Origin of the sequence: Haloferax marinisediminis, from assembly GCF_009674585.1 — an archaeon.
Lineage (GTDB): Archaea > Halobacteriota > Halobacteria > Halobacteriales > Haloferacaceae > Haloferax > Haloferax marinisediminis.
The window spans coordinates 565,646-590,602 of record NZ_WKJP01000001.1 but is presented as its reverse complement, the minus strand read 5'-3'; the positions used below and the strand labels follow the sequence as shown (position 1 = coordinate 590,602).

The 24,957-nt window shown below is 63.0% G+C and carries 28 protein-coding genes and 1 pseudogene; 5 read left to right on the top strand and 24 right to left on the bottom strand.

All coding sequences use genetic code 11. The features are described 5' to 3' along the window. Window positions 1–21: 21 nt before the first annotated feature. The 4 genes from GJR98_RS03130 to GJR98_RS03115 all read right to left on the bottom strand — a co-directional run bounded on the left by GJR98_RS03130 (window position 22) and on the right by GJR98_RS03115 (window position 2,835). Window positions 22–1,563, bottom strand: coding sequence for a sulfatase (locus GJR98_RS03130; RefSeq protein WP_151135377.1), 1,542 nt, complete (start codon window positions 1,561–1,563; stop codon window positions 22–24). An 80-nt stretch (window positions 1,564–1,643) separates the two neighbouring features. Continuing rightward, on the bottom strand, window positions 1,644–2,012 hold the full coding sequence (locus tag GJR98_RS03125) for a NifU family protein (RefSeq protein ID WP_151135375.1): 369 nt from the start codon (window positions 2,010–2,012) through the stop codon (window positions 1,644–1,646). A gap of 42 nt (window positions 2,013–2,054) precedes the next feature. Then, window positions 2,055–2,372 carry a DUF5783 family protein gene (locus GJR98_RS03120; protein ID WP_151135373.1) on the bottom strand — a complete coding sequence of 106 codons (318 nt, stop codon included), beginning with the start codon at window positions 2,370–2,372 and terminating at the stop codon, window positions 2,055–2,057. Window positions 2,373–2,610: 238 nt separating this feature from the next. After that, a complete protein-coding gene (locus GJR98_RS03115) occupies window positions 2,611–2,835 on the bottom strand; it encodes a DUF7557 family protein (RefSeq protein ID WP_151135371.1) in 225 nt (74 codons plus the stop codon). 235 nt (window positions 2,836–3,070) lie between these two features. Here GJR98_RS03115 and ppk2 point away from each other — a divergent pair, with 235 nt between their 5' ends. Continuing rightward, window positions 3,071–3,898, top strand: coding sequence for a polyphosphate kinase 2 (gene ppk2 / locus GJR98_RS03110; protein WP_151135369.1), 828 nt, complete (start codon window positions 3,071–3,073; stop codon window positions 3,896–3,898). A gap of 5 nt (window positions 3,899–3,903) precedes the next feature. Here ppk2 and GJR98_RS03105 read toward each other — a convergent pair whose 3' ends face one another. The 7 genes from GJR98_RS03105 to hemC all read right to left on the bottom strand — a co-directional run bounded on the left by GJR98_RS03105 (window position 3,904) and on the right by hemC (window position 11,470). Further along, window positions 3,904–5,322: a DHHA1 domain-containing protein gene (locus tag GJR98_RS03105; protein WP_151135367.1), complete on the bottom strand. Its 1,419-nt coding sequence runs from the start codon at window positions 5,320–5,322 to the stop codon at window positions 3,904–3,906. Window positions 5,323–5,529: 207 nt separating this feature from the next. Next, complete coding sequence (locus tag GJR98_RS03100; protein ID WP_151135365.1) at window positions 5,530–6,585, bottom strand: PstS family phosphate ABC transporter substrate-binding protein; 1,056 nt, start codon at window positions 6,583–6,585, stop codon at window positions 5,530–5,532. Between the two features lie 119 nt (window positions 6,586–6,704). Beyond that, window positions 6,705–7,436: an enoyl-CoA hydratase/isomerase family protein gene (locus GJR98_RS03095; protein WP_151135363.1), complete on the bottom strand. Its 732-nt coding sequence runs from the start codon at window positions 7,434–7,436 to the stop codon at window positions 6,705–6,707. Between the two features lie 107 nt (window positions 7,437–7,543). Then, window positions 7,544–8,719, bottom strand: coding sequence for an MFS transporter (locus GJR98_RS03090; protein ID WP_191965409.1), 1,176 nt, complete (start codon window positions 8,717–8,719; stop codon window positions 7,544–7,546). Between the two features lie 57 nt (window positions 8,720–8,776). After that, entirely contained in the window at window positions 8,777–9,520 is a 744-nt protein-coding gene (locus GJR98_RS03085; protein WP_151135359.1) for a uroporphyrinogen-III synthase, read from the bottom strand. Next, the gene (gene cobA, locus GJR98_RS03080; protein ID WP_151135357.1) at window positions 9,520–10,371 is read right to left on the bottom strand and encodes a uroporphyrinogen-III C-methyltransferase; all 852 of its coding nucleotides are present in this window, start codon (window positions 10,369–10,371) and stop codon (window positions 9,520–9,522) included. Before cobA ends, GJR98_RS03085 begins: the two co-directional genes overlap by 1 nt. A gap of 1 nt (window position 10,372) precedes the next feature. Further along, window positions 10,373–11,470 carry a hydroxymethylbilane synthase gene (gene hemC / locus GJR98_RS03075; protein WP_151135354.1) on the bottom strand — a complete coding sequence of 366 codons (1,098 nt, stop codon included), beginning with the start codon at window positions 11,468–11,470 and terminating at the stop codon, window positions 10,373–10,375. A gap of 115 nt (window positions 11,471–11,585) precedes the next feature. On the opposite strand from hemC, the gene GJR98_RS03070 reads away from it, so the two are divergent. Beyond that, window positions 11,586–11,975 carry a hypothetical protein gene (locus GJR98_RS03070; protein ID WP_151135352.1) on the top strand — a complete coding sequence of 130 codons (390 nt, stop codon included), beginning with the start codon at window positions 11,586–11,588 and terminating at the stop codon, window positions 11,973–11,975. A gap of 62 nt (window positions 11,976–12,037) precedes the next feature. Here GJR98_RS03070 and hemL read toward each other — a convergent pair whose 3' ends face one another. From hemL to hemB, 7 genes are all read right to left on the bottom strand, one after another. Continuing rightward, a complete protein-coding gene (gene hemL, locus GJR98_RS03065; RefSeq protein WP_151135350.1) occupies window positions 12,038–13,375 on the bottom strand; it encodes a glutamate-1-semialdehyde 2,1-aminomutase in 1,338 nt (445 codons plus the stop codon). Between the two features lie 32 nt (window positions 13,376–13,407). Beyond that, complete coding sequence (locus GJR98_RS03060) at window positions 13,408–14,097, bottom strand: CPBP family glutamic-type intramembrane protease (protein WP_151135348.1); 690 nt, start codon at window positions 14,095–14,097, stop codon at window positions 13,408–13,410. A 141-nt stretch (window positions 14,098–14,238) separates the two neighbouring features. Continuing rightward, window positions 14,239–14,610, bottom strand: coding sequence for a P-II family nitrogen regulator (locus tag GJR98_RS03055; RefSeq protein WP_151135346.1), 372 nt, complete (start codon window positions 14,608–14,610; stop codon window positions 14,239–14,241). Between the two features lie 3 nt (window positions 14,611–14,613). Next, window positions 14,614–15,984 (bottom strand): ammonium transporter, encoded by a 1,371-nt coding sequence (locus GJR98_RS03050; protein WP_151135344.1) that lies wholly within the window; start codon window positions 15,982–15,984, stop codon window positions 14,614–14,616. Between the two features lie 382 nt (window positions 15,985–16,366). Next, window positions 16,367–16,723: a P-II family nitrogen regulator gene (locus tag GJR98_RS03045; RefSeq protein ID WP_151135342.1), complete on the bottom strand. Its 357-nt coding sequence runs from the start codon at window positions 16,721–16,723 to the stop codon at window positions 16,367–16,369. Beyond that, window positions 16,720–18,123 (bottom strand): ammonium transporter, encoded by a 1,404-nt coding sequence (locus tag GJR98_RS03040; RefSeq protein WP_151135340.1) that lies wholly within the window; start codon window positions 18,121–18,123, stop codon window positions 16,720–16,722. Before GJR98_RS03040 ends, GJR98_RS03045 begins: the two co-directional genes overlap by 4 nt. 365 nt (window positions 18,124–18,488) lie before the next feature. Next, a complete protein-coding gene (gene hemB, locus GJR98_RS03035; RefSeq protein ID WP_151135338.1) occupies window positions 18,489–19,481 on the bottom strand; it encodes a porphobilinogen synthase in 993 nt (330 codons plus the stop codon). Window positions 19,482–19,575: 94 nt separating this feature from the next. On the opposite strand from hemB, the gene GJR98_RS03030 reads away from it, so the two are divergent. After that, on the top strand, window positions 19,576–20,088 hold the full coding sequence (locus GJR98_RS03030; RefSeq protein WP_151135336.1) for a DedA family protein: 513 nt from the start codon (window positions 19,576–19,578) through the stop codon (window positions 20,086–20,088). Between the two features lie 88 nt (window positions 20,089–20,176). On the opposite strand, the gene GJR98_RS17415 is transcribed toward GJR98_RS03030, so the two are convergent. Both GJR98_RS17415 and GJR98_RS03025 read right to left on the bottom strand, forming a co-directional pair. Further along, the gene (locus GJR98_RS17415; RefSeq protein WP_191965408.1) at window positions 20,177–20,341 is read right to left on the bottom strand and encodes a DUF6757 family protein; all 165 of its coding nucleotides are present in this window, start codon (window positions 20,339–20,341) and stop codon (window positions 20,177–20,179) included. Window positions 20,342–20,414: 73 nt separating this feature from the next. Next, window positions 20,415–21,209: a PHP domain-containing protein gene (locus tag GJR98_RS03025; RefSeq protein ID WP_151135334.1), complete on the bottom strand. Its 795-nt coding sequence runs from the start codon at window positions 21,207–21,209 to the stop codon at window positions 20,415–20,417. Between the two features lie 132 nt (window positions 21,210–21,341). Here GJR98_RS03025 and GJR98_RS03020 point away from each other — a divergent pair, with 132 nt between their 5' ends. Beyond that, window positions 21,342–21,626, top strand: a complete 285-nt coding sequence (locus tag GJR98_RS03020; RefSeq protein WP_151135332.1) for a DUF5789 family protein — start codon at window positions 21,342–21,344, stop codon at window positions 21,624–21,626. A gap of 72 nt (window positions 21,627–21,698) precedes the next feature. Here GJR98_RS03020 and GJR98_RS17905 read toward each other — a convergent pair. Continuing rightward, a pseudogene (locus tag GJR98_RS17905) lies at window positions 21,699–21,797 on the bottom strand (DUF6757 family protein); the annotation flags it as partial. An 84-nt stretch (window positions 21,798–21,881) separates the two neighbouring features. Beyond that, window positions 21,882–22,886 carry a DUF5784 family protein gene (locus GJR98_RS03015; RefSeq protein ID WP_151135330.1) on the bottom strand — a complete coding sequence of 335 codons (1,005 nt, stop codon included), beginning with the start codon at window positions 22,884–22,886 and terminating at the stop codon, window positions 21,882–21,884. A gap of 146 nt (window positions 22,887–23,032) precedes the next feature. On the opposite strand from GJR98_RS03015, the gene GJR98_RS17410 reads away from it, so the two are divergent. Continuing rightward, the gene (locus tag GJR98_RS17410) at window positions 23,033–23,209 is read left to right on the top strand and encodes a DUF5786 family protein (protein WP_191965407.1); all 177 of its coding nucleotides are present in this window, start codon (window positions 23,033–23,035) and stop codon (window positions 23,207–23,209) included. A 24-nt stretch (window positions 23,210–23,233) separates the two neighbouring features. Here GJR98_RS17410 and GJR98_RS03010 read toward each other — a convergent pair whose 3' ends face one another. Beyond that, window positions 23,234–23,929, bottom strand: coding sequence for a DUF7530 family protein (locus GJR98_RS03010; protein ID WP_151135328.1), 696 nt, complete (start codon window positions 23,927–23,929; stop codon window positions 23,234–23,236). Between the two features lie 82 nt (window positions 23,930–24,011). Beyond that, complete coding sequence (locus GJR98_RS03005) at window positions 24,012–24,941, bottom strand: NAD(P)H-binding protein (RefSeq protein ID WP_151135326.1); 930 nt, start codon at window positions 24,939–24,941, stop codon at window positions 24,012–24,014. Between the last annotated feature and the right edge of the window lie 16 nt (window positions 24,942–24,957).

The following is a 24,957-nucleotide window of genomic DNA, read 5'->3' as shown; positions in this document are numbered from 1 at the left end:
GGTATTCGAGGTACGACGCTGTTATTCGAGGTAGCCGAGGTCGCGGAGTCGCTCCTGTGCTTCGTCGTCCATCTGGTCGACAGAGTCGTCGGAGACGTCGGTATCGAGGGCGTCGGTCCACGCACCGCCGGCCGCGTCTTCGAACTCGCTGAGTGCGGCCTCTGTCTCGGCGATGGCCTCGTCGTCCGAGTCTGCGAGGTTCTCGGTTTCGCCTGCATCTTCGTCGAGACGGTAGGCTTCGTCTGGAATGCGGTCGATTCGGGTGTACTTGGCGTCGACACGGCGTGCAGCGCGCATCCGCGAGTAGAATCGTGAGTCTTCCGGGAGGACGATTCCCGCTTTCGAGGCCTTCTCCTCTAACTGTTTGAGTTCGACCACGGGGCGAGAGTACTCCACGAAGGCGTACTGGCCGTCGTGGTGCTGGCCGGGGTCGTCGTTCGTCGCGCGGGCGAAGTCGCGGTAGTCCGCAGAGAGGAGCGACCGAGTTCGGTCGAGCGTGACGGCGTCATCACCGGGCTTGGCGGGGTCGCCGCCTTCGACACCCAGTGAGTCGAGAACCGTATGGTAGAGGTCGACGAGTTCGACCTGGTCGTCACGGCGGCCTGCGCCGAGTTTCGGGTGCTTGACCATGAGCGGGACGTTGATGAGTGGGTCGTACAGGCAGAACTCGTGGCCGTAGAGGCCGTGTTCGCCGTGGAGTTCACCGTGGTCGGCACAGACGACGACCATGGTGTCGTCCCACTTTCCGGTCTCTTTCAGGTGGTCGAACAGGCGGGTGAGTTGGTCGTCGATGTGGGCGATTTCGGCGTCGTAGAGGCCGCGGATGTCTTCCCACTCGTCGTCGTCGATCTCGTAGGCGCCCGAGTTGTACTCCTTGGAGTTCTGGCAGACTTCGGTCGAATCGACGCCCGGTGCGAACTGGTCTTTGTACTGCTTCGGCGGGTGATAGGGCAGGTGTGCGTCCATCAGGTTGATGAACGCGAAGAACTGGTCGGAGTCGTCGACGAAGTCGATGGTTCGGTCGATAACGGCGGGCGTCTTCGAGTCGGCACCCTCGCCGCCGGCGAGATGTTCGTGGACGGTGTTGCCGAGACTGACGAGTTTGTCGGCGAGCGCCCGCAGCGTGTCGCTGTCGTTCATCGTCTTCCAGGCCTTCGCCAGCGGGCCAGAGAGGAAGTCGCCCGGCATGACCTCGAAGAAGTTGTCCTGGTCTGCGAACCCGTCGGTCAGGTGGGTGTACGGCGTAATCCACGCGTTCGAAGAGTAACACGCAGTGTCGTATCCGGCCGCCGAGAGCGTCTGTGCGAGCGTGGTCGCACCTTCGAGGTACGGGTTCTCCTGGTCGGCCCCGTGCTGACTGGGGTACATTCCGGTGAAGAGCGAGGCGTGAACCGGGAGCGTCCACGGGGCGGGCGCGACGGCCTGTTCGAAGACGGTCGCCTCTTCGGCGAACTGTTCGAGGCCCGGCGTCGTCGGGCGGTCGTAGCCGTACGGCGTGAGGTGGTCCTTGCGGACCGTGTCCATGACGACGAAGAGGACGTTCTCGGGCGACTCGGCTGTCATACCCGTGGGTGCGGCGTAGTCGCCGATAAAACTCCTGTTCTCTGTCGCGGAGCGACCGAAAAAACCGCTGAGAAACTACGTTAGAACGGGGCCTGCGGACCCTGGTCGTCTTCGCGGTCGTCGCTGGTGTCGCCGGGGAACGACGGGCTCACGTCGCCGCCGCGGCTTGCGCCACCCATGTCGCCGCCCATGCCGGTGTCGGCGTGGACTTCGTTGATTTCGGGAATCTCCTTGACCATGCGGGTCTTGATCGCCTGGATGGTCATCGGGGAGATGCCACACCCAGAGCAAGCGCCACCGAGGAGGACCGTGACCTCACCCGTCTCTCGGTCGAGGTCGCGGATGGCCGCGCTTCCGCCGTGCATCTGGATTTGCGGGAAGTTCCGACGGAGGAAATTCACGACACGCTCTTTAAGGTCGTCCTCGCCGTCCTGCGTCTCCGTGCTCATGGACGCGCGTTCGGGGTGAACGGGCTTAGGCCTTTGGATGGGTTACGCTTCGACGCCGAAGACACGGCGGAGTTCGGCCTCGATTTCGTCCACGTATCGGTCGAGGACGGCCTCCAGTTCGTCGTCATCGATTTCGACAGCAGTGAGTCGCTCTGGCGGGTTCTCGGGGAGTTCGACGGAGAAGTCGCCGTCCTCGTAGAACGGTTCAGACTCGTTGAGAATCTGCTGGTCGATGCCGTGGATGAGCGTCGAGTCGAACTCGTCGTTCATCGTCTCGAAGGCGTTCTTGTACGCACGCTGGAGCTGCGGGAAGTAGTGGACGTACTTGTCTTCGAACTTCTCTGGGTCGAAGTCGGTCATACTCGGAGGTTTCCCACTGGCGGCAAAAAATCGGACGATTGGCCGGTGCGCGCTCGGGGCGCTGCACCCACTCGTTTCGTATAGCACCTGTCTGTTTATCGAGTCGGCTATCGAGTAGACCGATAGCTGCTCAAAAAAGCGTTCTCTGAGCGGTTATCCCGCGTGAATTCTGCAGATTAGCTGTGGCTACGGCCCTACGATGACTCGGGTGTCGAAAATGGAGTGAGGTGGCCGCGCGTCACTCGATGAGTGGAGAGTCCACACGCGCGGCGAACAGCTCGCTCGTCACGAAGATGGACAGGAGTTCGTCTATTAGTTCGTCGTACGACTGCTCCTCGTCCTCGCGCAGTGCATCGAGTCGTTCGACGGTTCGACGGTCCAACTCGACCGTCTCTGTTTGTACCTCCGGTTCGTAACCGACCGGGTAATCGTATTCGAATTTGTTTGTTCTCGCGGTCGCCATCGTCTTACCCCTCTCCGGCCATGCGGGCCGGTACCGTGTGATACACGAGCATCCAATATGAGGATTTCGCGGATATTTCGCGCCTCTCGACGCTGAGAGGAAGTGTTTCCCACCGCTGAGTGACAGCTCACTACCATACCATAAACTGCATGCTGCGATACGAAAGTCTTCTCGTTGGTCCAGCGTCCTCCTTCCAGCCCACTTGGTATTTGTTCTCAAAGACCATACATGAGGTATGTCGAGCGAGGTCGAATACAACAAAAAAGGGGTCATCAAGAAGAAACACTACAAGCGCGAGTTGAACTCTCTGCAGGAAGAACTCGTCAAACTCCAACACTGGATTACGGAGGAAAACCTCCGAGTCTGCGTCATCTTCGAGGGACGTGACGCTGCGGGAAAGGGTGGCGTCATCAAGCGCATCACTCGTCGACTCAACCCGCGGGTCGCGCGGGTCGTCGCTCTCGGGACGCCCACGGAGCGCGAAAAAGGGCAGTGGTACTTCCAACGCTACGTCGAGCAACTCCCCACAGAGGGTGAGATGGTGTTGTTCGACCGGAGTTGGTACAACCGCGCGGGCGTCGAGCGCGTGATGGGATTCTGCACCGACGAAGAGTACGAAGAGTTCCTCCGGACCTGCCCCGAGTTCGAGCGAATGTTGGTTCGGTCTGGCATCATCCTCATCAAGTACTGGTTCTCTATCAGCGACGAAGAACAGGAGCGACGGTTCCAGAAACGCAACGAGGACCCGAAACGTCGCTGGAAACTGAGTCCGATGGACCTCGAAGCGCGGTCACAGTGGGTCGAGTACTCCAGAGCCAAAGACGTGATGTTAGAATACACCGACATCGACGACGCACCGTGGAACATCGTCCACGCAGACGTGAAACGACACGCACGACTGAACTGTATCTCACACCTCTTGGACCAGATTCCGTACGAAGACCTGACGCCCGACCCCATCGAACTTCCGCCGCGACAGAACGCCGACTACGAGCGCCCACCCATCGACGACCAGGACTGGGTGCCCGCGAAGTTCGGGTCGAATCCGGTGGACAGCGACTGAGTCGGCTATCCTAACTGCTCGCCGACGATGCGGTCGGCTTCTGCGATGAACTCTTCGACCGACCCCTTCGGAATCGTCGCACCCGCCGCGACGTTGTGCCCGCCGCCGTCGCCGCCGACTGCTCGGGATGCCTCGCGCATGACGACAGAGAGGTCGAGGCCATTTCTGACCATCACGTACGACCCGCGCGAGGAGACTTTCACGTCGCCATCTTCGTTCTCGGCGAAAGCGAGGACGGGGATTCCCGAGCGCGTCGCGTCGGTGCCGACGGCCATGCCGGCGACGATGCCGACGATGGTCTCACGTATCTCGTCGCCGGCGTCGAACCACTGGAGGTTCTCTTCGACAGTCACGCCGTGTTCTTTCACCCACTGGAGGCCGTTCGAGAGGTTTCGGCGGTGGTTGCGCAGGAGTCTGCGCGCCCGGTCGAGCGCGCGGTCACGGTCGCCGAGACAGACGGCGAGTCCCACGTCGCCTCGGTCGTAGCGGGCCGTCGCGTTCAGGAGCGTCGAGAACTCGCTCACGTCGCGGAGTTCGGTGCCTTCCTGCTCTCGTGAGAGGACGTACGTCGTTCCCACGAGGTCGTCGATTCGTCGGGCAGGGACGCCGCTCGCGATGGCCCGGCGAATCAGGGCGCTGGCGAGAGTCTGTCGCTGCTCACCCGTGAGGTCAACCCATCGCTTCCACTCACCGTCGTCGTCACGGACCGGCACGTCGAGTTCGGTCAGGAACTCGATAGCCCCGGCTTCGTTGTTCGAGATACCGGGGATGCGAACGTCGGTCGCGTACTGGAGGAGCTTCGGGAGTGCACGCGTCTGTCGGCCGTAGATGCGGAGGTCCGTCCCCTCTTCGACGACGCCGGCTTCGACCCCCTCTTCGACGATGCCTTCGTTGGCTCCGTGGAGGGTGCCGTTCGAATCTTGCATGTCGCCGACAGCGCCGACGACGGCGAGGGCCGCGAGGTCACGGTTGTCGCCTCCTTCGGGTTCGAGTGCGCGGGCGAGGACGTAACTCGCGCCTGCTCCAGAGAGTTCGGTCGCTCCGTCGATACCGAACCGAAGTGGGTTGAGGTGGTGTTCGGTCTCGACGCCCTCGGCGGGCTGGTGGTGGTCGGCGATGACGGGGTGGAAGTCTCCCGCCGATTCGTGTTCGGCGATGATGTCGAGTTGACCGCTGCCGAAGTCGGTAAAGAGGACGGTGTCGTAGTCAGTCGCCGCGATTTCGGCGACTGCACGCTCGTCGAGTTGGCGGCAGAACACGGTCTCGAACGGAATCCCGGCGCGTTCGAGCGCCGTCGAGGCGATGCCGGCGCTCGTCAACCCGTCGGCGTCGATGTGCGAAGCGAGGAGCACCCGGTCGGCGGCGCGGAGTCGGTCTGCACACGCCGCGGCGTGCTCAGTGAGGTCGGGGACGGGTCCTTCCATCAGTTGTTCAGTACTCACGGCGACATCGGCATAAACGCTGGCAGTTTCGCGAGTGTGCCACCCCTCGGCCACCCGCGTTCACTGTTCGACCGTCATCGTGCATGACGTACCGCAGTGGGACTGTCTTGCTACAAAAAGCTTCGTCGCTGGCACGGCCGCCCGAGACAGACGTGGACAGGGTCAGCGGACGTGCCGAACGCGGATGTGTTAGTTTGCTTCCTCGATGGCCGAATCGAGCTTGTCGAGCATCTCTTGCTGCTCGTCTTCGCCGAGTGGGACGTAGCCAACTTCGTCGGCGACGATTTCCTTGCTCGTGGAGTTCTCCATCCAGAAGCGAGCGAATTCGGCGACGTGGTCCTTCTCGAGGGCGTCCGTTGCAGGGTAGGTGAAGAGTGGGCGCGACAGCGGCGTGTACTCACCGGAGAGTGCCGTTTCGAGCGACGGTTCGACGTAGCCGTCGCCGTCGTCGATAGCGACTGCCTGGACAGCGTCGGTGTTCTCGCTGTAGTAGGCGTAGCCCATGTAACCGATGGCGAATTCGGAGCCTTCGACACCCTGGATGATGGTGCGGTCCTGTTCGGTCGCGGAGTAGTCTTGGCGGTGGCCCGGACCCTCCTCGCCGATGATGGCCTCGATGAAGTAGTCGTAGGTGCCGGATGCGTCAGTGGGACCGAAGATTTCGATTGGTTCTTCCGGCCAGTCGGCGTTGACGTCGGACCACGTCTCGGGTTGTTCCTCAGCCGAGAAGATGGTCTTGAGTTGCTCGACGGTGAGGCCCTCGCCGATGAAGTCGTTCTCGTTGTTGACGATGACGGTCAGGGCGTCGGTCGCGACTTTGATTTCGACGGGGTCAACGTCGTTCGTCGAACATTGGTCCTGCTCTTCGGATTTGATTGGGCGCGAGGCGTTGTTGAAGTCGGTCTCGCCGGGGCAGAAGTAGTTCGCGAAGCCGCCGCCGGAGCCCGTCGACTGGATGTTGATGTTGACGTCGGGGTTCTCTTCACGGAAGCGCTCGGCCATCGCGGTGGCCAGTGGGAACACCGTCGAAGAACCGGCGATGTCGATTGCGCCCGAAAGCGCGTCCGTGTCGGAGCCGGAGTTCTCGTTTTCAGCGCTCGCCGCGTCGTCTGAACCGCCCGATTCGTCTGCGGATCCAGAACCACTGTTGTTCTCAGTACACCCGGCGAGGCCAGCGAGGCCGACCGCACCGGAGGCAATCAAGAACTTTCGGCGTGAAACGACGTCGTCCGTCTTGCGCGTCATCATCCGTGACGAACGCAGATTTAACTAAGTATCCTGCTATTAGATACATATAGTATATGGTTGGTATATATCCCGGAGGATAGCGATATCGAAGCGTCCTGAGACGGGTCGTCTTCAGCTCACCGCTCGAAGAACCGTTTCGTCGCCGCCCGACACTCGTCGTCGGCACGAATCTGCTGGAAGGCACCGCGGATTCGGTCGCGTGCCGCCGGGTCGGCCGCACCGACTGCCGCGTACTGTTTCGTGAGGCGGGTCGAACGCCGGGGGGAATTTGCAATCGACTCGACGAATTGCGTGGTCGTCTCCGCTAACTGTCCTGCCGGGACCACTCGATTCACGAGCCCCCACGTTGCCGCCCGGTCAGCGTCGATTGGGTCGCCCGTCAGCGCGAGTTCCATGAGTCGTTTCTTGCCGACGGTTTCGGCCACACGCTCGACTGCGTACGGTGGATACGCGCCGATGGTCGTCTCCGGGAGCGCGAACGTCGCATCTTCGACGGCGACAGCGAGGTCACACGCGGCGACGAGTTCACAGCCACCGCCGTAGGCGAGTCCGTTGACGGCCGCGATGACCGGAATGTCCAGCGATTCGATGCCGAAAAACACGTCGTAGAGGCAGTCGGTCAGTGTCTCCACGTCGTCGGCAGTCTCCGCCTCGTCGATGAGGGCGATGTCGTCACCGGCACAGAACACGTCTTCGACACCGGTGAGGACGGCCACACGGGAGTCTTCTGCTGCCCGGTCGAGGCCATCGCGAAGTGCTCGCCATCCGTCGAGGTGGAGGGCGTTCTTCTTCTCGGGTCGGTCGAGCGTGAGCCAACTCGCGTCGCCACGGATGTCGTATCGTATCATGTGACAAGGTGCGCACACGAGTACGAATAGTCTAGGGGTCACACGTCGAATCCAGCGCCGACCGCCGGTTCGACTCAGTACGAACTCTCTGGGACAGGCGCGAGTTGTTAGAGCCGTCGTGTGACCACGAACAGCAAGAGTGCCGCTGCGACCGTCGAAACGGTGACGACTGTCCACCCGGCACCGTAGCCGAGTGACTCCACGACGATACCGAACAGCGGTGGTGCGAGCAGGCCGCCGGTGTTGATTGCGGTCTGTCCACCCGCAGTCGCTGCGCCGATGTCGCCGTCGTCGACGACGCCGCTCAAACAGGAGTAGAACACACCCGTCGAGCCGTGGATGGTGAGTCCGAGCGCGACGAACACGACGACGGTGAAGACGAGCGACCCCCCTGCTCCGGCGAGGAGGCCGAACAGGACGACCGCACCCGTGAGTTGAGCAAGTGCGACGGTTGCCGCCCCGTTCACGCCACCGAGTCGGTCGGCGAGACTCCCGGCACCGATACGGCCGATGCTCCCGGTCACCTGCGTCGCCGCGAGGACGCCACCGGCGATTGCGGGACTCGTTCCGACCACGTCCTGCACGTAGAGGATGGTGTACCCGAGCATCGAGTAGATAGACGCACCGATGAACAGTCCGGCGGCGACGAGGGCGACGTAGACTCGGTTGTCGCTCAGCCCACCGAGTTGTGGCCGTTCGAGCCGTCCGGTTCCGGGCGTCCCCCGATACTCGACGGCGAAGAAGAGCGCGTACACCACGGCGACGACGGCGATGAGCCAAAACCCTGTCTGCCACGCCGCGAAGGCAGCGACGCCCGTGATGATGACCGACGATGCACCGCTTCCGGCGGTGACGCCGACCTGTTTCAATCCCATCGCGAGGTTCTTGCTCCCTGCGGGGGCGGCAGCGACGATACCACGGTTCGAACCGGGCATCGCCGCCGAATATGCCACACCGAGGAGGCCGGCGGTGACCAACAAGAGTGCGTACGAGGGTGCGAACGAGACGCCGACGACTGCGACTGCGAGCGCGAAGAGACCGACGACCATCGCGGGTTTCTCGCCGTAGCCATCGACGAGCGCACCGCTCGGGAACAACGCGAGGGTGTATCCGAGGACGCCGGCGGTCAGAAAGACGCCGACGAGTGACTCGGACAGCGAGAACGCCTCACGGACGAGTCCCGTGGAGGCGAAGATGGTGTAGTAACAGAGACTGGCCGCGGTCTGCCACCCGGTGACTGCGGCGACGGTTCGCCACGACCCGTCGGTTGTAGGTTCGCTCATTCCGTCACGCTCGCACCCGGGTCGCTGTCGCATCCGAGTCGCTGCGGCCCGGCCGTGTCACTCGTGGTAGGTCGGTGCTGCTGTTTCGACGACGTCGCAGGCGAGTGCCTCGAACGTCGCCTCGTCGGGAACGACGTCGACGTCGATGCCGTGCGATTCGGCCGTCTCCCGCGTCGGCGAACCGATGGCACCGACGACGGCAGCGTTCAGGCCGGCGATTGCCTCCTCGCGGATGCCGCGTTCTTCGGCGGCGTCGAGGAAGTGTTCGACCGTCAGCGACGAGGTGAACAGGGCCGCTTCGAGGTCGCCGTCGGCTGCCATGACGGCCGACTCGCCCGACCCCTCTGGGCGAACGAGCCGGTAGAGAACCGTCTCGTGAACGTCGGCACCGGCGTCGCGCAGGCCGTCGAGGAGAACGTCACTCCCGTGGTCGCTCCGGGCGACTTCGACCGTCGCCCCCGACACGTCGGGTGCGAGGTGTTCGACCAACCCGGACGACGTGTACTCGTCGGGGACGCGGTCGACAGTCCAGCCGGCCTCACGTGCGGCGCCGGCGGTTGCAGGACCAATACAGCACAGCACTGCCTCGCCCGGTTCCCATCCGGCCTCGGCGAGCAGTTCGACCCCGGTCTTGCTCGTGAGGACGACGTACTCGGCCGGTTCGGGTGTTGCGTCTGTCGGTTCGACCACCAGCATCGGGTCGGCAATCGGGGTCGCGCCGAGGGAATCAAGCAGTTCGACCGCCGCGTCGATACGCTCGTCGTCGGGGCGGAAGACCGCAGCACGAACCTGTTGGCTCATTATTCGTCTGTCTCCTCGTCACCGGCTTCCTTCATGCCGTCGGTCGATGCACTGGCGAGGGCGTCGACGCCGCCACCACGCAGGAACTCCTTGACGTGGTCACGAGTCGCCGCAACCTCGCCGATGACGGTAATCGCCGGCGGTTCGATGTCGGCCTCGTCGCGAACGTCGACGATGGTTTCGAGCGTCCCGGTCGCGACGCGCATCTCGGGCCACGTCGCGCGCTCGATGAGGGCGACGGGCGTGTCGGCGTCCATTCCTGCGTCGAGCAGTTCGGCCGTGTAGAGCGGCAGTTTGCCGACACCCATGAGGACGACGAGCGTCCCACCCGTCGCGGCCAACGCTCCCCAGTCGATTGCCGACTCGTCTTTCGTCGGGTCTTCGTGCCCGGTGACGAACGAGACCGACGAGACGTAGTCGCGGTGGGTGACGGGGATGCCTGCGGACCCGGGGCCACCGACTGCCGAGGTGATGCCGGGCACGACGTCGAACGGGATTCCGTTCTCCGCGAGGTGTTCCATCTCTTCGCCACCGCGGCCGAAGACGAACGGGTCGCCACCTTTCAATCGGACGACCTGCTTCCCTTCGCGGGCGAGTTCGACCAATCGGGCGTTCGTGTACTCCTGTGGCGTCCACTCGCCACCGGCACGCTTGCCGACGTCTTCGCGTTTTTCGGCCGGAATCATCCCGAGAATCTCCGGGCCGGGCAGTTTGTCGTGGAGGACCACGTCTGCCTCGTCGATGAGGCGTGCGGCCTTCATCGTGAGCAGTTCCGGGTCACCCGGACCGCTCCCGACGAGGTGGACCATCCCGACGGTGTCGGAGTCAGCCGGCTCGTCCTCCCCCGTCATCTCACTCCTCCTCTGCTTCCTGTCGGGCGGCCTCGATGAGCTGGTCAGCACCGCGCTCGCGCAGTCCTGCTGCGAACTCGCGGGCCGTGTTCGCGTGGTTGCCGACTGGCAGGTCACGCGACGTCTTGATGGCTTCTGACCCGTCTGTCGCGAGCACTTGGACGTCGACGTGGACGTGTTCGCCCTGCAAGAGCGCGTGGACGCCGATTGGTGCGATACACCCGCCGCCGAGTTCGGCGAGGATGGTTCGTTCGACGGTGGTCTCGACGCGCGTTCGCGGGTGGTCGAGTTTGTCGTGGACGAGGTCGACAATCTCTGGGTCGGACGCCGTCACTGCGATGGCACCCTGCCCGGGTGCGGGGACGAACGAATTTCGGTCGAGACGCTGGTACTCGACCTTGTCGGCGAGTCCACTGCGCTTGAGACCGGCCTCTGCGAGGACGATAGCGTCGTACTCGGTGTCGACCTTTCGGCTCATCGCCTGCCGTTCGAGTTCGGTGAGGTTGTCGAACCACTCGTCGGCGCGCTGGTCGAACTCGCCGTCGTGGTCGGTCTTTCCGTGCTTCCCCTGTCGTTCTTTGTCGTCTTCGACGCGGGCCTCGTGTTCTCGCTGGAGACTCGTCGCCAGCAACTTCTCGACGCGCGTGTCGACGTTGCCGCGGAGCGGTGCGACTTCGAGGTCCTCGCGGTAGTTGAGCAGTTGCGCCTGTCGGCGGAGCGACGACGTACCGACGACTGCGCCTTCGGGTAGTTCGTCGATGTCGGACCCGTCGCTCGTGACGAGGACGTCGCCCGCAGGTGCGCGCTCGGGGACGCCGGCCACGACGAGGTCGTTCGGCTTCTCCGTCGGCATGTCCTTCATCGAGTGGACCGCCGCGTCGACGTCGCCGTCGAGGACGCGCTCGTCGAGTGCGCGAACGAACGCGCCCGTCTTGCCCAGTCGGTGGATGAGTTCGTCCTGAATTCGGTCTCCCTCTGTCTCGACCTCGACGAGTTCGACGTCGAGTCGTCGGCTCGCGAGCGCCTCCTGTACGCTCGAAGCCTGTGCGCGAGCGAGCGCCGACCCCCGCGTCGCCAGTCGCAGCGTCCGTGTAGTCATACGCTGTTGTCTGGCGCCCGCGTTGAAAAGCCCTCCAGTTCGTCGCTGTCGTGTCGGGGTCTGACGCACCACGGGAGGGAAAGACGAATACCCCGCCCGAACCACGACTTCCTCAATGCCCTCCCTCGATTCACCCGTCCAGCAGGTCGGTGACTTCGTCGTCGTCGCGCTCCTGTTCTTCGGGTTGCTCCCGGTGTTCGCGCCACTCGACGTGCTCTTGCCGCTCTTCGGATACGATGCGCCGTGGTGGCTTGGCTACGTTCTCACTGGCGTAGCAGGTGTCGTCTTGACGTGGGTTCGCCCGCTCCGACTCCGTCTCGTCGTCCGAGTGTGGTTGGTCGGTCTCGTTACGACACTCGTCTTCGTCACCCTCCTCGTCTTCTTCGAACTGGAGGAGAACGTCGTTGGCATCGTCCTCGCGTGGGTTCTCGGCGTCGGTCTGGGGAGCGCGTTGGCCTACCCACCGCTCTGGAAGGCAGCAGAGTCGCGACTGCGGGTCGAGTGAGTCGCACCCGAAACTGTCGGGTTAACGAACTATTATTTCGAGAGAGGGAGCGGTCGTAGACGCTAGAGCGCTTCTTTGTACGCTTCGAGCGTCTCTTCGATGTCTTCGTCCGTGTGCGCGTACGAGACGAACTGCGACTCGAACTGGTTCGCGGTGAGGAAGACGCCGCGGTCTTTCATCTCCTGCCAGAAGACGCGCTCCCAGCGGTCGGTTTCTGCCTTCGACACGTCGGCACCGGTCTTCGGACAGTAGTCGAAGCGGGCACACGACTCGCGTTGTTCACATCCGCTCTCACAGAGGTCGTCGCGGTCGGCGGGGCCGTGACGCGTGAAGATGGTCTTGAACATCGAGTCCGTGCCGACGACGGTGTACTCGGGTGCCTGGTCTTCGAGGATGTCGGAGATGCCAGACCGGAGTTTCTCGCCGAGTCGGTTGACGTGGTCGTACACGTCGTTTTCGGCGGCGTACTTCAGGTACTCGTGGCCCGCGGCCATCGTGACTGGGTGGCCGGAGAACGTGCCCGACTGGAACACGTTGCCGCCGGGGGTGAACTGCTCGACGAGTTCGGCTTTGCCGCCGATGGCACCGACGGGGAACCCGCCGCCGATAATCTTCCCGAACGTCGTGAGGTCCGGCGTGACGCCGAACTTCCCTTGGGCACACTGGAGGCCGCCGACGCGGAACCCAGTGATGACCTCGTCGAAGATGAGGAGCGAGCCGTACTCCTCGGTCACGTCGCGAAGCGTCTGGAGATAGCCATCGACTGGGTGGACGATGCCCATGTTCGCGAGGATGGGCTCGGCCAACACCGCCGCGATGTCCTGACCGTGTGCTTCGAACACCTCGCGAACTGCCTCGGCGTCGTTGAACGGGACGGGAATCGTGTGTTCTGCGAACGACGAGGGGATGCCCGGCGTACTCGGACTCGCACCCTCAGGGCCGCCTTCGACCAGCGTAGACTCTTGTGCGCCGTGATAGCCGCCCTGCATGACGACGATTTTGTCGCGCCCGGTGGTCGCGCGGGCGAGGCGGACTGCCGAAACGGTCGCTTCGGTACCCGAGTTGACGAAGCGAAGCATCTCGACCGAGGGGACGTGCCGGGCGACGAACTCGGCGTGTTCGACTTCTATCTCCGTCGGTGCACCGTACATCGGCCCTGCGGCGGCGTGTTTCTGGACGGCCGCTTGGACGGGCTCGGGTGCGTCGTGGCCGTACAGGAGTGGGCCGTAGCCCATCACGTAGTCGATGTACCGATTCCCGTCGGCGTCGATGACGTGTGCGCCGTCTCCTCGTTCGACGAAGAACGGGTAGGGCTGGGTTGCCCTGACCGAGGAGTTCACACCGCCAGCGAGAACCGACAGCGCTCGGTCGTACAACGCGCGGGACTCGTCGTGTCTCATGCGCGGCGGTTCGCCCCCTCGCGGCAAAGACCTTACTGGGTCGCGCCGTCCGTCGCGTCCTCGACGCCTTGCACCGACCGCGCCAACAGCAACCCTGCGGCGTCGTTGAGCGCGTGAATCGCCATCAGGGCCACCACGTCGCGCACGACGAGATACATGAGCGTCGTCAGCAACGCGGGAACCGCGATACGGACGACTGCGCCGCGGCTCCACCCGACTGCGTGGCCAGCAGTGAACGCGACGAACGAGACACCACCGGCGAGGAGCGGACTTCCGGTCGCTTCGATGAGTCGTTCGATGGCGTAGCCGTGAAACAGCGCTTCTTCGGTGACGCCAGCCGTGACCGCGACGAAGAGACGGTGTCGAACCGAGAGCGACGCGAGGTGCGACATCCCATCACCGAGGTCGTCGATACCGAACCGGTCGAACAGTGGTGCAGTCACCACGTTCGCCGCGAACAGGACGAAGACGCCGACACCGACGACAGCGACGAACGAGAGTGGGTCGAGCGAGCGGCCCGAGAGCGACGACAGTGGTCGCCCCTCGACGACCACGACGTAGCCACAGAGCGTCAGAAACACCGCCCACTTGCTGATATCGCTCACGAGCAGGTCTGCGCGTGGACTGTCGGGCTCAGGGAGGTATCGGTCGACGGCGACGCCGACGATGGACATCCCGGCGAGTGCAATGACGAGGCCGACGACGACTTCGACACTCAACACGGAGAGACACCGCTCATCGTCACGTCGCTTCGTGCGGAGTAGAAAAATGGTTTCGCGTGGGGCCGGCGTCCGCCCGGTCGGCGGTCACGTCGACCGACCCACTGAGTAGCGGCAGTCGAAGTGGCGGCAGTCGAAGTCGCTTCAGACTGCGTCGCGGCCGGTCTTGCCGGTTCGAACCTGATAGGCTGCTTCGACCGGGAGGATGAACACTTTCCCGTCACCTTTCTCGCCGGTGTGAGCGGCGTCTGCGATTGCGTTGGCGACGTCTTCGGCCGGTGTCTCGGCGACGACGCACTCGACTTTGACCTTCTGGTGGAGGTCGACGGTGTACTCTTCGCCGCGCCATTGGCTCTTCTTGGCGGGTTGCGAGCCGCGTCCGGAGACGTTCGAGACGGTGAGCGACGGGGCACCCACCTCGGCGAGTGCAGTCTTCACGTCTGCGAGCTTGTCGGGCCGGATGATGGCCATCACCATCTTGATGCCACCGTCGTTGGGCAGGTCAGCGTTGCTCATGGCTCAGTCCTCCTTCCGCGTCGTCATGAATCCATCCCCGTGTGGGATGCCGGACCCGTCAGCGCGGATGCCGGTGTCGGTGTCGCGCGACCCGAACTCGGGGTACGTGTCGACGCCGTGTTCAGCCGTGTCGAGGCCTTCGCGTTCGTGGTCGGGAGAGACGCGGGCTTGGCCGACAGCGCGGAAGACGCCGAAGACTGCTGCCGTGGCGACGAACGTCCAGATGGCGATGACGCCGACGCCGACCACCTGCGGGATGGCCAGCGAGACGAACGAGGCACCGCTGTGCCAGACGGGGACGGCGAAGACGGGGTACAGGAGCGTTCCGAGGACGCCCGCAGACCCGTGGACGGGGAAGACCGCACACACGTCGTCGATGCGGAGGCGCTTTTCGACGAATTCGAAGACGATGGGGAGTTGTGCGCCGGCGAGGAGGCCGACGACGAGCGCACCCGGCCAGATGATGTCGTCTGCGATTGCGGTGACGCCGACGAGGCCAGCGAGCAGGCCGTTGGCGACGTAGAGCGTGTCAACCTTGCCGGTCTTGTACATGGCGACGCCGCCCGCACCGATTGCGCCAGCGGCCATGCCGAGGGTGGTCACGAGGGCGACACGACCGACGTAGGCGAACGATCCGAGCGTGATTGCGCCGTCGGAGTACGCGAGTGGCGCGGCGGCGGTGCCGACGTTGAAGCCGTACCAGCCGAACGCGAGGATGAGCGTGCCGAGGACGGCGAACGCGATGGAGTGACCGGGGATGACGTTCGCGCTGCCATCGGAGTTGAAGCGGTTCATCCGCGGGCCGATGAGCCACGCGGCGGTGAGACCGGCGATGCCGCCCATGCCGTGGACGATCATGCCGCCGGCGAAGTCGTGGAAGCCGAGGCCACCGAGGAAGCCGCCAGCCCAGGTGATGCCGACGACGACGGGGTAGATGACGCCCGCGATTAGGATGGTGTACGTGAGGTACGCACGGAGTTTTGCGCGGCCAGCGACGGCACCGGAGACGATGGTGGCGGCGGTCATGGCGAAGACGGCACCGAAGAGCCAGTCGACCCACGCAGTGGTCGCCGACGCATCGGGCGCGTAGAGGCCCATGAAGGCGTCACTGATGCTCGTCACGGGGCCGCCGGTGAGGCCGGCGACGATAGACGAGACGGCCGCACCTAGCAGGAAGAACACGATGACGCCGATACTCCACGTCAAGAGGTTCTTGGTGAGCTGGTTGGCGACGTTCTTCGCACGCACCTGTCCGGCTTCGAGCATGGCGAAGCCGGCGTGCATGAAGAAGATGAGGAAGGTGACGGTGAGGACCCACACGAGGTTCACACCTTCGACGACTGAGGCGAGGTCTGTCTGTAGGGCGGTCAGCATACGATTCCTCCGATGGACGATTCGAACTGAAGTTCAAATGGACGGTCGTTCATGTTAGTGCTCAATTCGCGAACGAATGTTTCGCGAATCATGGAAGATTGTATCCACATGAGAGTACATAACCATTCGTGTTGACATTTGTCCACATTATCTTGATATAGATGACATATGTCCGCTTTAAAATGAAGTATGAGATGTTTAAGGTCGTATGTCACGGACTAATTGGACAAATGTTGCCGCAGAATTCGACGCATGTAGTGTAAGAAAAGTAATACGAGGGTCGGGACAGAATCGGGACCCCCAGCGGGCGTGGTGCCACACGCGCGGTGGCGAACACCGCGAGTGCGGCGGCGAAAGCAGAGACTACCGGCGGATTTCTCGCTCAGACTGCTGGCTTCCCCTCCTTTCCGGTGCGGACCTGAACGGCCTCTTCGACGGGGATGACGAATATCTTCCCGTCACCTTTCTCGCCGGTGTGGGCCGCGTCGGCGATGGCGTCGACCACGTCGTCTGCTGGTGTGTCTGCGACGACGCACTCGACTTTGACCTTCTGGTGGAGGTCGACGGTGTACTCCTCACCGCGCCACTGTCCCTTCTTCGCGGGCTGCGACCCGCGACCGGAGACGTTCGTGACGGTGAGCGAGGGGGCACCTGCTTCGGCGAGTGCCGACTTCACGTCTGCGAGCTTGTCGGGGCGGATGATGGCCATCACCATCTTGATGCCGTCAGTCTCGCTCATTGGTCGTCACCTCCTTCGACTGCTGCGTTCACGTCGTCCGTGGCGCCACCGTCAGTGCGCACGTCGTGGCCGCCGTCGGTTGCTGCAGGCGTTCCCAGTCCGCGGTCGGGACCGGAGTCGCCGACGAATTCGGGGTAGACGGAGACGCCGTGTTCGCCGACGTCGAGGCCTTCGACTTCTTCTTTTTCCGAGACGCGGAGGTCGAAGACGGTGCTCGTTGCGAACAGGAAGACTGCGGACGCGACGATAGTCCAGAGAGCGATGATGCCGACACCGGCGACCTGCATCACCAGCTGCGTCGCGGAGAATCCGCCGACTGCGAACACGGGGATGAGTGCCGTACCGACTGCACCAGCGACGCCGTGGACAGCGAAGACACCACACACGTCGTCGATCTTGAGTGAGTCGACCGTGAAGCGGTACGCGGGAAGGACGATTGCGCCGCCGAGTGCGCCGAGGATGAGGCCGCCCCACCACGTGACGTGGGGGACAGCGCCCGTGACGGCGACGAGACCAGCGAGCAGGCCGTTTGCCATCCAGAGTGGGTCAGGCTTGCCCTGGTACTGCGTCGAGACGATGACCGCGGCGACTGCGCCTGCACCCATGCCGAGGGTGGTCACGAGGGCGACACGGCCGAGTGCGGCACCCATGAATTCGAGTCCGCCGCTTTCGGTTGTCGCGAGAACCGTCGCCTGCGTGCCGACGTTGAAGCCGTACCAGCCGAACGCGAGGATGAGCGTGCCGAGGACGGCGAGCAGCATCGAGTGGCCCGGGATGGGCTGGCTGTTACCGTTCGCGTCGAAGCGACCCTTACGCGGGCCGACCATCTTTGCGGCGACGAGGCCGGCGACACCACCGCACATGTGGACGACGGTTGCACCGGCGAAGTCGAGGTAGCCCGTTCCGAGAATCGCACCGAGGTAGCCGCTTCCAGCGAGCAGACCGCCGGACCAGGTCAGGCCCTGCGTGACGGGGTAGATGATACCCGTCATGATGGCTGCGAAGACGACGTACGCACGGAAGTCCATGCGTTCTGCGACGGCACCGGAGACGATGGTGGCGGCGGTCATGGCGAAGACGGCACCGAAGAGCCAGTCGATCCACGATCCCGAATCACCGATGTACGAGAACGCGGCTGCAACGCTGAACCCACCCGGCGAGGTGAGTCCACCGATAATCGTCGCCACGCCGGCACCGACGATGAAGTAGACGAGGACGCCGAGCGCCCAGTCGGTCATGTTCTTCATCAAGACGTTACCGACGTTCTTCGCGCGGACCTGCCCTGCTTCGAGCAGCGCGAATCCTGGCTGCATGAAGAAGATGAGGAACGACACGACGAGGATCCAGACGTAGTTGACCCCCTGCGCGATGACCGATGGGTCGACCTGCAGTGGCGTCACGCGTGTACACCTCCGAACGAGTCTGCTATACAATCGGGTACTTTTCTACCGTATCCGTGCGGATTGTGGTGCTTCATCACGGTTCAGCTTCATGGAGAGGTAATACATAAAGAGAGGGGTTGAAATGCTCAAATTTACCTATGCATAATACTACACTCGAACAAAATAGGTTAGAATATTACGCATATAAGGTTGTATTTCGTCCACTCCGAAGACGAATGTTCGGTGATGGTTGGACGAACGTTCAGGAAAATGTTGCCAGATATAGGCGTTTTGGCCGTGCGCACCACGCTACCGAGTGCCGTATTTGCGAAACACAGCGAGTAGACGACGAGTGAGTTAGTAGTGGCCGGCGAACGTATGAGTCAGCGACGCCCAGCGAGGTTCTCCGCCACGCGCTCTGCGAAGTACGTGATGATGAGGTCTGCGCCTGCTCGCTTCATCGACAACAGTGACTCGTGCGCCGTCGCGTCGAGGTCCAACCAACCTTTCTCGGCGGCGGCATGGAGCATCGCGTACTCCCCAGAGACGTTGTACGCGGCGACGGGGTGGTCGTAGGTCTCGCGGATGGCACGGACGATGTCGAGATACGGGAGGCCGGGTTTGACCATCAGCACGTCTGCACCCTGTTCGACGTCGAGCGCGACCTCGCGCATCGCTTCGCGGGCGTTGGCGGGGTCCATCTGGTAATGACGCCGGTCGCCGAAGGCCGGCGCACCATCGGCGGCGTCTCGGAAGGGACCGTAGAAGGCGCTCTCGTACTTCGCGGCGTAGGACATGATTGGAACGTCACTGTAGCCCGCGTCGTCTAATCCGTCGCGGATGGCACCCACCATCCCGTCGGTCATCGACGACGGCGCGACCATGTCGGCGCCTGCTTCGGCGTGCGAGACGGCTGTCTTCGCGAGAAGGTCGAGTGTTGGGTCGTTCTGAACGGTCAGCGTCGGGTCGTCTTCTGCGTGGTCCTCTATGATTCCGCAGTGTCCGTGGTCGGTGTACTCGCAGAGACACACGTCGGTGATGACGTAGGCGTCCGTCTCGGCGGTAATCTGCTGGACTGCCTCTTGAACAACTCCATCTTTCGCGTACGCGCGCGACCCTTCGGCGTCTTTCGACTCGGGAATTCCGAAGATGATGACTGCCTCGACGCCAGTCTCGCGTACTTCGGCTACCCGGGCGGCCGCCTCGTCGACAGGAACGCGTTCGTGTCCCGGCATGGACTCGATAGGGATTCGCTCGTCGGTCGTCGCGTCGACGAACACGGGCGCGACGAGGTCTGTCGCCTCCAGTGACGTCTCTGAGACGAGCGGCCGTATCCCATCCGTTCGAAGCCGTCGCGGGCGGTCGGTGAGGTCCATACCCCGCCTTCGGATGGAGGTGGCAAAATGTCGTCGCTCTCCGTGCGGGAAACCAGCACAGTGACGGTGTCAGGCGCCGAACTACCAGCCATCGATGAGCGCTGTCGTTCCTGAACTGCCCGCCTTCCTCCGTGACCTCTTGGCTTCGGACGTTGCATTTCTCGTCCTCTTCTTGGTGTTCGTCCTCGAAGGTGCCATGCTGCTGTACATCGCACCGAGCGAACTACTCGTCCCGGGTGCGTTGATACTAATCGGAGAGGAGTATCTCATTCCCATCCTCGCCGTCGCCGTCGCTGGTGCCACAGTTGGCCAGTTCGCACTGTTTCTGGTCGCAAAATACGGCGGGCGCGAATACCTCGCCTCGCGTTCGTGGTTCCGCATCGACGATTCGAAACTCGACAGATTCGACGGGTGGTTCGAACGGTGGGGCCCGCTCGTCGTCCCTGCGAGTAACGCGATGTTGTTCACGCGCGGGATGCTCACCGTGCCCGCAGGGTTCGCCGAGATGTCATCGCGGCAGTTCCTCGTGTTGTCGGCGGCGGGGACGCTCGTGTTCGAGAGCGTACTCGCGGCGCTCTACGTATTCGGCGGACGGGTTCTCGGGTAAAAGACCGTTCGTGGGGAACGGTGGTGGTCTCGTTCGTGGGGGGGAACGGTATGGGGTCGTTAGTGCAGGTGCGCCAGTGAGTAGGGAGTCACTTCGTTCGGTTAATGTCGAGTTTTTCTTTCAAGCCTGCGAGTTCTTCAGACTCGGCGAGTTTCTCGACGCGCTTGCGGAAGTGTCGCTCACAGAGGCCGACCTTGATGTGGTCTTTCTCGGCGGCGTATGCGGCCTCACGGTCGCAGTAGTGACACTGCATACCCGCCCATGAGTCGTGACAGGATTTAAGTTTACGCCCCGGGGTAACCCGGAGTTATTAGCTGACTAACGAGTTAGAGACCCGGAATCTCAGCCGCAAACCGAACGAAGTCGTCTTCAGGGGGACCCGCTCGTCCGAGGGTCTCATCGTGGGCATCACTCCCGCCGGTCGCGAGGAGGCCGAACTTCTCGATTGCCTCGTCGACGAGTGAAACGTCGGTGTCGTATCCGTAGGGGTAGTACCGTTCGACAGCATCGAGATGTTCACACAGGTTGAGCGCCCCCGCTGGGTCACGGTAGCGGAACGGGTGTGCGAGACCGACGACTGCGCACGCTTCTTTCAGCACCGCGACGCCGTGGTCGAACGACGGGAGGTCACGGGGGACGTAACACGGGCCATCCGCACCGATGAGTTCGTCGAACGCACCCTGATAGTCGTAGGGGGCATCACTGGTGTCGATGGCGTGGGCGATGTGTGGTCGGCCAATCCCGTCGTGGATGTCGATGTCGAGGTGGACGCCGGTGGTCTCTTCGACGTAGTCGACGATTTTCCGCGCGCGTTCGACTCGGTTCTTCTGGAGGCGTTCGACTTCGGCGGTGAGTCCGGGGTGTGGTTCGACGCCGTATCCGAGCAGGTCGACTCGTCTGTCTCCCGCATCGGCACGGAGTTCGATGCCGTGGATGATGGTCACACCGTCGCGTTCGACCACTGAGCCGTCCAGCTCGGGGTGGTAACGGTCGTGGTCTGTCACCGCTACCACGTCGACACCGCCCGCGCGGGCCGCATCGGGAAGACGGTCGATAGTGAGGCGGCCATCCGAAGCGGTCGTGTGGAGATGAAGATCCGCAACCGGCGGGTCGTCGTGCATGCGTCGTGGTGGGTCCGAGGAGGCAACAAACCTTGCTCCGAATTCTCCATTAAGGATGATTAAGGACTACCAATTCTCTAAGGACAATCATGGAAAATCATTAAGGATGAGGTCCGGATTTGTCTGGGTGTAATGCGCCTGAATGGACTCGGCGACGCAATCGATCGCCACGAATACCCGACTAGCTCGACCGACTTCGCCCAACACTACGGGGACGAAGTAATCGAGCTTCAAAACGGTCAGGAGACGGTCGCGGAGATTCTGGCCCGTCTCGGAGACGAGACGTACACGTGCCCGCAGGACGTCCGCGATGCCCTCTTCACCGGTGTCGGTCACGAGGCTATCGGTCGTCGGTACTACAGCGACCGTGACCCGTCACCGTTCGGCGAGAACGGTCCTGACATGCTCTCGTTCTGAGCACGGACGAACCTCCCGAACGAATTCTTCTTCGAATAACTCACGTCCGTGAGCCTGTGGCTCGTCACGTTACTCGAAGTACTCGCGTAAGTGCCGCTTGCAGAGGCCGACCTTGACGTGGTCTTTCTCGGGAGCGTATGCGGCCTCACGGTCGCAGTAGTGACACTGCATACTCGCTCATCCGACAGTCGCTGATTTAGCTATACGCTCGCTACAGTGAGAACTGCGCGTCAGAATCGCTACGAGAGCCGCGGGCTACGGGAGCCACGGGAGGTCCACGGGGACCGACCCTTTCGAGTAGCCTTCGACGTGGCCCGACGGACGGAGTCTGAACACGACTGCCGGCCGGTGTCGAACGTCCGGTTGTTCGCCCATGATGGCGGCCCAGTCGTCGTCGGGATACGACGAGCAGTCGACGAAGAGCGTCACGCCACCACCGTGTTCGGCGAGTTGTCCCTCGCCGTTGGTCTTGGTCTGCGCCGTGTCGCGGATCGCGGCAACTGGGTTGCTCACCGACCGACGGTTCGGTGGGAGCGGGCGCGTCACTTCGATGAGCGCGCCGCCAGCGCGGGTGTTCTCGGCGCGGAAGTCGATGGAGTGGCCTGTCGCGACTTCGATTTCGGGTGTGATGTCGTACCCCGCCTCGTTGAGGAGGTAAGCCACGTCGAACTCGCCCATCGCCGCGGCCATCCGTGTCGGGTCGAAGTACTCGGAGGTGCCGAGTTTGCCGGCCATCAGTTCGCGGTACTCGTCGAGGACGCCCGTCGCGAAGAACGCCTCGTAGAACTCCAGTGCCTCGTCACGTGTCGCGTCCGGGAACCCTGCTGCGTGGTCGTGGAAGAACGACCGAGTGGTCTCTCGCCCGTCTTTCGAGAGGAACACCGGCAAGAAGAACCACGAGAGGTGGGGGTAGGGCTTCAGCCACGGTGACGCTTTGAACAGCTCGGCGATGAGTTCACGCTGGGCCCACCGGGAGATTTCGAAGGGGGCCTCGTTGAACGCCACTTTGTCCGTCCGCCAGAGCGAACTCGGCGTCTCAGTGTTGCCAATCCAGTAGGCGTGGTCGTCGGTCCACGCGAGGAGTGCCGTATCACCGTTGTCCATGTCGAATCGGCGGGCTTCGTAGCCCTCGGGTGGGTCGTACCACGGAGCGCTCATCGACGCGCCGAGATTGGCGTCGAGGGGCTGGTACACGTCGCGGTTGACTCGCGACGTATCCCACCGACCGGGGGCATAGCGAAAGCGAAGGGGGCGTGCCACACACGGTGTTGTCCGGCAGGTGTTTTTATCCTTTCCCGCTGACGGCCACGAATGCCAGTTTAGCAACACATTATCCGAGTATGTGTCAATGGAATGAATTTCTCCGATAGATATATGTGGTACTCACCCTCACGGTATGTTGTATCATGTCAATGGGTGCCTATGACGAAGCCGAACACGAACGCCGTGAACGCATGACGAGCCAGGTCGATGTCGGCACCGACGACGACCGCTCGACGTACCACGGTACTATCGAGTACGACTCCGGTGACTCTGCGGATGCGCTTCTCGAACAGTTCAAGCAGATGAAGTCTGGCGAGTAAGTCAGCACACTTTCTGTCCGAGTATTAGGTTCGCACGAGCGCCGCTGCCGTCACCGAGACGACGGTCACGGCCACGACGTGCCCACCGACCGCGACGAGGAGGACCGGTTGGTCTAGAATGAACGGAACCAGGAGTATCTGTGCGACGCCGAACCCGACGTTGAGCAGGTTCACCCGCCGAATCGTCCGGGCAGTGGGTTCGTCGAAGCGGTAGCGGACCGCGCCCCAGAGGCCGACGACGGCGGCCCACCAGGACGTGCCGATACGGTAGCAGAGGTCCCAGAGGATGAGGAGCATCAGGTAGACGACGACGATGGGCTGCTCTGGCCCGAAGAGAATCGTCAAGAGCGGTGTCTCGGCTCGCTGGGGGTCGAACACGAACAGGTACGTCACGAGCGCGACGAACGCGAGTACTCCGAGGACGACTTCGATGCTCGACCCGAAGAGGAGGCGTCGATACGGTGTCGGAACCGCAACAGCGCGGGTCTGTTCGCCCATCCGGAGCATCACGACACTGCCGACGGCCGCGACGACGATGGCTGCCGTTCCCGCAATCGCGGCGGTCCAGAGGTCGTACACCCACGCGAAAAAGAGGACTGCCGTCTCGAACACGGCGATTTGGAGAGCGATAGCGCCTGCTTCGCCGATTTTCACGCCCGGAAGCGCACCGACGATGCTCTCGTACACCCACGTCTCGCCGTAGTCCGGGGCGTCGTTCATTTCCTTGCTCTAGGCTCTCGCGACTTATCAATCGCCACTGTCACGATACGTGTCCAGTCGGGATACTCGACTCCACCGGCGCTCACGGCACCTCGGTCGCTGGTTCGATGGAAATCGCCGTCTCGTCACGCTCTTCGACGAGGGCCCGTTCGACTGCGACGTCGAACGGGATGTCGTCGACCGAGATGATGTCCCGAATACGGTCGTCCGTGACGACGACGGGATTTTTCAGCCCCTCGATGAGCGGTCGCGCGACGTCCATGTCCACGTCTGTGACGAGGTCGATCCAGTACGACGACAGGCGCGGCGACAACACGGGGACGGGGACGATTCTCGGTGCGTGGCCGAGGTGTGTCCCGACTTGCTGGAGCATCTCCCGATACGTGAGTACGTCGGGACCGCCGATTTCGTACGTCTCGCCCGCTGTCTCTGGGTGGTCGAGCACGCCGACGAGGTAGGCGACCACGTCGCTAATCGCGATGGGTTGACACTCCGTCTCGACCCACTGTGGCGTCACCATCACCGGGAGGCGCTTCGCGAGTTGCCGAACCATGTCGAAACTCGCACTCCCGGCACCGACGATGATGGCCGCTCGGAGGGTAGTGAGTTCGTACGGCCCCGACGCGAGGAGGTGTTCGACCTCGCGCCGCGAGCGCAGGTGTGGCGAGAGCCGGTCTCGTTCTTCACCCAATCCACCGAGATACACGACACGCTCGACACCCGCAGCCGACGCCGCATTCACGAAGTTTCGGGCCGCGAGTCGGTCACGCGCTTCGAAGTCTCCGCCGGACCGCATCGAATGGACGAGATAGTAGGCCGCGTCGACACTCTCCATGGCGGGAGTGAGCGTCTCCGCGTCGAGTAAGTCACCTTCGACGACTTCGGCTTCATCCGGCCCACTGTAGCGACTCGCGTCGCGGACGAGGGCGACCACGTCGTGATCCGCATCGAGGAGGGCTGGAACGAGACGTCGGCCGACGAATCCGGTCGCACCAGTCACGAGGACTCTCATGATGTGTGATAACGCT

Bases quoted from the DNA above. Each gene is read 5' to 3' on its own strand.
- GJR98_RS03085 (WP_151135359.1), bottom strand. From the start codon at position 9,520: ATGAGCCAACAGGTTCGTGCTGCGGTCTTCCGCCCCGACGACGAGCGT.
- GJR98_RS17410 (WP_191965407.1), top strand. From the start codon at position 23,033: ATGTCAATGGGTGCCTATGACGAAGCCGAACACGAACGCCGTGAACGC.
- GJR98_RS03030 (WP_151135336.1), top strand. From the start codon at position 19,576: ATGAGCGCTGTCGTTCCTGAACTGCCCGCCTTCCTCCGTGACCTCTTG.
- GJR98_RS03045 (WP_151135342.1), bottom strand. From the start codon at position 16,723: ATGAGCGAGACTGACGGCATCAAGATGGTGATGGCCATCATCCGCCCC.
- GJR98_RS03115 (WP_151135371.1), bottom strand. From the start codon at position 2,835: ATGGCGACCGCGAGAACAAACAAATTCGAATACGATTACCCGGTCGGT.
- GJR98_RS03095 (WP_151135363.1), bottom strand. From the start codon at position 7,436: ATGATACGATACGACATCCGTGGCGACGCGAGTTGGCTCACGCTCGAC.
- GJR98_RS03010 (WP_151135328.1), bottom strand. From the start codon at position 23,929: ATGAACGACGCCCCGGACTACGGCGAGACGTGGGTGTACGAGAGCATC.
- GJR98_RS03020 (WP_151135332.1), top strand. From the start codon at position 21,342: ATGCGCCTGAATGGACTCGGCGACGCAATCGATCGCCACGAATACCCG.
- GJR98_RS03130 (WP_151135377.1), bottom strand. From the start codon at position 1,563: ATGACAGCCGAGTCGCCCGAGAACGTCCTCTTCGTCGTCATGGACACG.
- ppk2 (WP_151135369.1), top strand. From the start codon at position 3,071: ATGTCGAGCGAGGTCGAATACAACAAAAAAGGGGTCATCAAGAAGAAA.
- GJR98_RS03025 (WP_151135334.1), bottom strand. From the start codon at position 21,209: ATGCACGACGACCCGCCGGTTGCGGATCTTCATCTCCACACGACCGCT.
- GJR98_RS03125 (WP_151135375.1), bottom strand. From the start codon at position 2,012: ATGAGCACGGAGACGCAGGACGGCGAGGACGACCTTAAAGAGCGTGTC.
- GJR98_RS03090 (WP_191965409.1), bottom strand. From the start codon at position 8,719: ATGAGCGAACCTACAACCGACGGGTCGTGGCGAACCGTCGCCGCAGTC.
- GJR98_RS03070 (WP_151135352.1), top strand. From the start codon at position 11,586: ATGCCCTCCCTCGATTCACCCGTCCAGCAGGTCGGTGACTTCGTCGTC.
- hemC (WP_151135354.1), bottom strand. From the start codon at position 11,470: ATGACTACACGGACGCTGCGACTGGCGACGCGGGGGTCGGCGCTCGCT.
- GJR98_RS03105 (WP_151135367.1), bottom strand. From the start codon at position 5,322: ATGGAAGGACCCGTCCCCGACCTCACTGAGCACGCCGCGGCGTGTGCA.
- GJR98_RS03005 (WP_151135326.1), bottom strand. From the start codon at position 24,941: ATGAGAGTCCTCGTGACTGGTGCGACCGGATTCGTCGGCCGACGTCTC.
- GJR98_RS03050 (WP_151135344.1), bottom strand. From the start codon at position 15,984: ATGCTGACCGCCCTACAGACAGACCTCGCCTCAGTCGTCGAAGGTGTG.
- GJR98_RS03055 (WP_151135346.1), bottom strand. From the start codon at position 14,610: ATGAGCAACGCTGACCTGCCCAACGACGGTGGCATCAAGATGGTGATG.
- hemL (WP_151135350.1), bottom strand. From the start codon at position 13,375: ATGAGACACGACGAGTCCCGCGCGTTGTACGACCGAGCGCTGTCGGTT.
- GJR98_RS17415 (WP_191965408.1), bottom strand. From the start codon at position 20,341: ATGCAGTGTCACTACTGCGACCGTGAGGCCGCATACGCCGCCGAGAAA.
- GJR98_RS03120 (WP_151135373.1), bottom strand. From the start codon at position 2,372: ATGACCGACTTCGACCCAGAGAAGTTCGAAGACAAGTACGTCCACTAC.
- hemB (WP_151135338.1), bottom strand. From the start codon at position 19,481: ATGGACCTCACCGACCGCCCGCGACGGCTTCGAACGGATGGGATACGG.
- cobA (WP_151135357.1), bottom strand. From the start codon at position 10,371: ATGACGGGGGAGGACGAGCCGGCTGACTCCGACACCGTCGGGATGGTC.
- GJR98_RS03100 (WP_151135365.1), bottom strand. From the start codon at position 6,585: ATGACGCGCAAGACGGACGACGTCGTTTCACGCCGAAAGTTCTTGATT.